We start from the raw sequence: 3,646 nt of genomic DNA, 5'->3' as shown, positions 1-3,646 counted from the left end.
ACAAGTCCGTAGGACTTTGTCGACAGTCTGAGGCACCTTAACTTGATTAAGGTGCCTTTCTTTTCTTTCTATCTTCATGCCCATGATAATTATTAGGGGTTCCGCCTAATTGATGGAACCTTGCATACATATACGCTGATAACTCTTTAAAAGCCATATTTAATCTATTAAAGGCATTTTTTGTACCAATATACTCTCGATCTTCCAATAAAGCTCTTCTAGTGTATGCAATCTCTTTAGCAAAAGCCATATTTAATGCATATGAATCTGATTTACGGTTATGACTCTGATAGTATGATAGACCAGAACTTTTAATAGGGCTGAGCAACATCAGAAGCGGTTCAGGGTCCGGACGTTTCCCTCTCTCTTCTGTAATATCTGGTTTGATCTCTGATAGCAGCTGAGCTTCTCGGCAATAGCCCGTATCTTCCAATTCACCAATAATCTGCTCAATTTCTTGTGCTATTTCATCTCCAGCTGTACATGCTTCTCTGAAAATAACGAAACTCGATACATATTCACTTCTGATACGCGATGCACGTCCTATCAAGTAAGCTATAACATCAACATAAGTATAATCCTCATAGTTCTTAATTAGTTCCAATAAAACATCAATCTCTTCGATACTTATATTTTTCTGCTTTAAAACAAGCCATACTTGATATAAGACATCAATATCAAGTTCTGATTCTAAGCTGTCTCTAACCTCTATCAACTGCTTTATATCTTCATCATATTCATAATAAATATTATCTTCTTCTAACGTCTCTATATGATTCTCTATCTTCTTCAGCGCACTCTCTTTAACAATCTTTACATCTTCGTCAGCTTCCAAATCAGGTATTTCATCTTCAAATTCTTCGATTTCTCTCTGTAAAAATTGCTCGATTTGTATTAATCCATGTGATAGATGACTATATTCCTGTCTCAGCACATTCATATAATGATAACGTGTTTCTAATTGTTGCAAATAGCGTGCCATCTCTCCTTCTGCTTGGTACATCATCTCTTCTATTTTTATAAACTTATCTAGGTTTGTGACTGCCATCATTCGATTCCCCTTAAGACAATTTCTGTTCTCGGATAATCCATCTCTTGAAATTTTGCCATCGTTACCATTACTACTCGACTATCCTTGACATCTAAGCCTTTGAAAATACTGTCGAGCGCTGCTTTAAGTAAATTATCTATATCAGGTGCTGTTGTACGTGTAATCTGTTTAAGTCTCTTTTGACTCCTAGGCGCTTGAACATAAAACATAATTTCCGCTTTAACACCTAAAGGCGTGTGTATAATATCGAAAAAATCTTCATTCAATGCCTGATCAGCTTCCAATTGTGCCTGTACAGCATCTATATAGTCTATATACGCTTGATCATAATACGTAATCTTTCTGCCATCTCCTAAAAAGCGATGACGCGGCCTTGGCGTTGCCATCGGTGCAAGGTTGATGGTATACCGCCATACTTTGCTCATACATCCAACCTCCTAAGATTGCCCCTTATTGTCGGAAGTTTTGGTACGTTTCGACTCATTTTTGTACTTTAAATAATCCGTATTCATACTATTAATGTGTTTTTGTACAATTTCTTCTTGCTGCTCGAGATCTACTTCAGCTTTTTTCTTCGTTTTTTCATATTTTTCTGGGTGCTCTATATAGTCGTTAAACATTGCAATGACAGTGTTTAATTGTTTAACTGTAAAGATTTCCGCTAAAGCATCAAAGGCACTTTTACTTTCACTGAGCTCTTTTACATTCTTCTTATATTTAAAAACTGCTGTCTTACCTAGTTCTAACTGCTCACTCAATAACTTCCAATGCGCTTCATTAATAAACCATGATGCAATATTTTCACTTTTCGTTTTAGCCATCGTTATTGGCTTTTGTGTTCTTGTATTTGCCATAGACACTTCACCTCTTTGATTAATATGTTTTATATTCGTTATTTTAAATGACGGATTTAATACGTTTCATTTCGGTGTATTGATTCAATTCAAACACTTAACCAGATTCGCCCTATAAAGGTCATTAGGTATAATTTTAAAGTTTTCCGACGTATCATAATAACTTTAATGATTATATAATTAAATAGTAAAAACTCATTGTATTAAAGTACTTTATATAGAAAAACATTGAACTTAAATCATCTATTACTCACTGAGTTCTTTAATATGAACTATTTTAAAATAAAAAACCTTATTTTTTATAGTTCTTTTTTTAGAACTTTAATTGATTGTATTAGTGTGTATAAACATACACATGAATACGTATATATTTGTACTTATCTATATATTTATGTGTATACTTGTGGTTTTTGATAAATGAAAATCTATTCTTGTTGAAGAATAGATTTTATCAGTAGTGTCCTTAGCTTCATCGATGCCTGATTACAATTGCTTGATCAGTTCATTTAAAAATTCTGATGAAGATGAATAATTATTTTCTTTGACTAATTCATCCAGCTTTTTTCTGACTGATGGTTGTAACATAAATTGGTATCTTGCTTTGTTTTCTTTGACTTTGCCCTTTTTAATTTCTATTTTTTTATATGAAACATCCGGTGATGCTGCTTCTTCTAATGCTTTCTCAATATTTTGATCATCTTGTGTATATTTTTTATTAAATGCCATAGCTCAGGCCCTCCTTAGTTATTAATTGATATATTATTATTTTCTTCAAAGCATATAAAATTATTGATATGTTATATTACATCAGCTATGCATCTTTGATTGCTTTACATTTCTCACTGAATTGATCAAAAAATGTTTTTTCCTTCGCATATAATTTGGAATTTTTTTTCATCTTAACAATCGACTTTTTCTCTAAGACACTACGTGTAATTAATTCTTTGTCTGGAAAATATGTGATGTAGTTTGAATTGTTTTGAATTGCTTCTTTAAAAGCAATAGATGATTTTGTATTATGTTTAACCATATTTCCAACATAAAATAATTTGGCTGTGACATAACTTTCTCTCGTTTTAAAATCTATGAGCTCTTTTTTCAATTTATTAATACGATATTCAATATTAGCATTCGAATCATCACTAAAGCCGCTCGGTTTATTTGGAGAAATGACTTTATGACTGACTACAATGGCATTACGTGTGGATGTGCTGAAATCTGGATGTGTATCGATAATAATATAATCGTATTGATCAAGATGATACGCTTCATAATAATCATCCAACCACATATATAACTGCATATCTTTACCATCTGTCGTGCTCATATGTTTTTCATATTCATCCAATCGTAAAAAACCGCTAATGAGATCGATGTTGTCACTGATGTGATGAATTTTAACTTTTTCATTAATGTGCAGAGACTCAACTTTTTCAAATATGGATAAAACTGTATTTTTTTGATCATAGACCCCTAAAATCTGAGATAAATTACATTGATGGTCGAGGTCAATCATTAAAACCTTAGCGCCTGAATCAGCCAGGTATTCAGCAAAATTGTAAGATAGTGTAGTTTTGCCGACACCGCCTTTAATAGCTGCAAATGTGATGATTTCCATCTTAACACCTCCACGCTCATTATAACATATACATTTGAATATTAACATGTTTATATATGTGTGTATGTATATGTGTATGTAAGTGTGTATATTTATATCCTTATTTACGTGCTTATTTATATC

5 protein-coding genes are annotated in these 3,646 nt (G+C 32.3%); all 5 read right to left on the bottom strand.

Annotation, left to right across the window (positions count from 1 at the left end):
• Positions 1–46 precede the first annotated feature (46 nt).
• Positions 47–1,048, bottom strand: a complete 1,002-nt coding sequence (locus tag HMPREF2846_RS01070) for a hypothetical protein (protein WP_070625296.1) — start codon at positions 1,046–1,048, stop codon at positions 47–49.
• Positions 1,048–1,476 (bottom strand): RusA family crossover junction endodeoxyribonuclease, encoded by a 429-nt coding sequence (locus HMPREF2846_RS01065; RefSeq protein ID WP_060804019.1) that lies wholly within the window; start codon positions 1,474–1,476, stop codon positions 1,048–1,050. Before HMPREF2846_RS01065 ends, HMPREF2846_RS01070 begins: the two co-directional genes overlap by 1 nt.
• Before the next feature lie 12 nt (positions 1,477–1,488).
• Positions 1,489–1,905, bottom strand: a complete 417-nt coding sequence (locus tag HMPREF2846_RS01060) for a hypothetical protein (protein ID WP_070625294.1) — start codon at positions 1,903–1,905, stop codon at positions 1,489–1,491.
• A 483-nt stretch (positions 1,906–2,388) separates the two neighbouring features.
• A complete protein-coding gene (locus HMPREF2846_RS01055; RefSeq protein ID WP_060804017.1) occupies positions 2,389–2,631 on the bottom strand; it encodes a ribbon-helix-helix domain-containing protein in 243 nt (80 codons plus the stop codon).
• Positions 2,632–2,716: 85 nt separating this feature from the next.
• Positions 2,717–3,523: a ParA family protein gene (locus HMPREF2846_RS01050; protein ID WP_070625293.1), complete on the bottom strand. Its 807-nt coding sequence runs from the start codon at positions 3,521–3,523 to the stop codon at positions 2,717–2,719.
• Positions 3,524–3,646 lie beyond the last annotated feature (123 nt).

This window comes from Staphylococcus sp. HMSC056G08 (assembly GCF_001812305.1).
Taxonomy (GTDB): domain Bacteria; phylum Bacillota; class Bacilli; order Staphylococcales; family Staphylococcaceae; genus Staphylococcus; species Staphylococcus simulans.
This window is presented reverse-complemented; position numbering and strand designations above follow the sequence as displayed.

What these genes read in the sequence shown, in the direction of transcription:
- HMPREF2846_RS01060 (WP_070625294.1), bottom strand. Translation starts at nt 1,905, where the DNA reads ATGGCAAATACAAGAACACAAAAGCCAATAACGATGGCTAAAACGAAA.
- HMPREF2846_RS01065 (WP_060804019.1), bottom strand. Translation starts at nt 1,476, where the DNA reads ATGAGCAAAGTATGGCGGTATACCATCAACCTTGCACCGATGGCAACG.
- HMPREF2846_RS01050 (WP_070625293.1), bottom strand. Translation starts at nt 3,523, where the DNA reads ATGGAAATCATCACATTTGCAGCTATTAAAGGCGGTGTCGGCAAAACT.
- HMPREF2846_RS01070 (WP_070625296.1), bottom strand. Translation starts at nt 1,048, where the DNA reads ATGGCAGTCACAAACCTAGATAAGTTTATAAAAATAGAAGAGATGATG.
- HMPREF2846_RS01055 (WP_060804017.1), bottom strand. Translation starts at nt 2,631, where the DNA reads ATGGCATTTAATAAAAAATATACACAAGATGATCAAAATATTGAGAAA.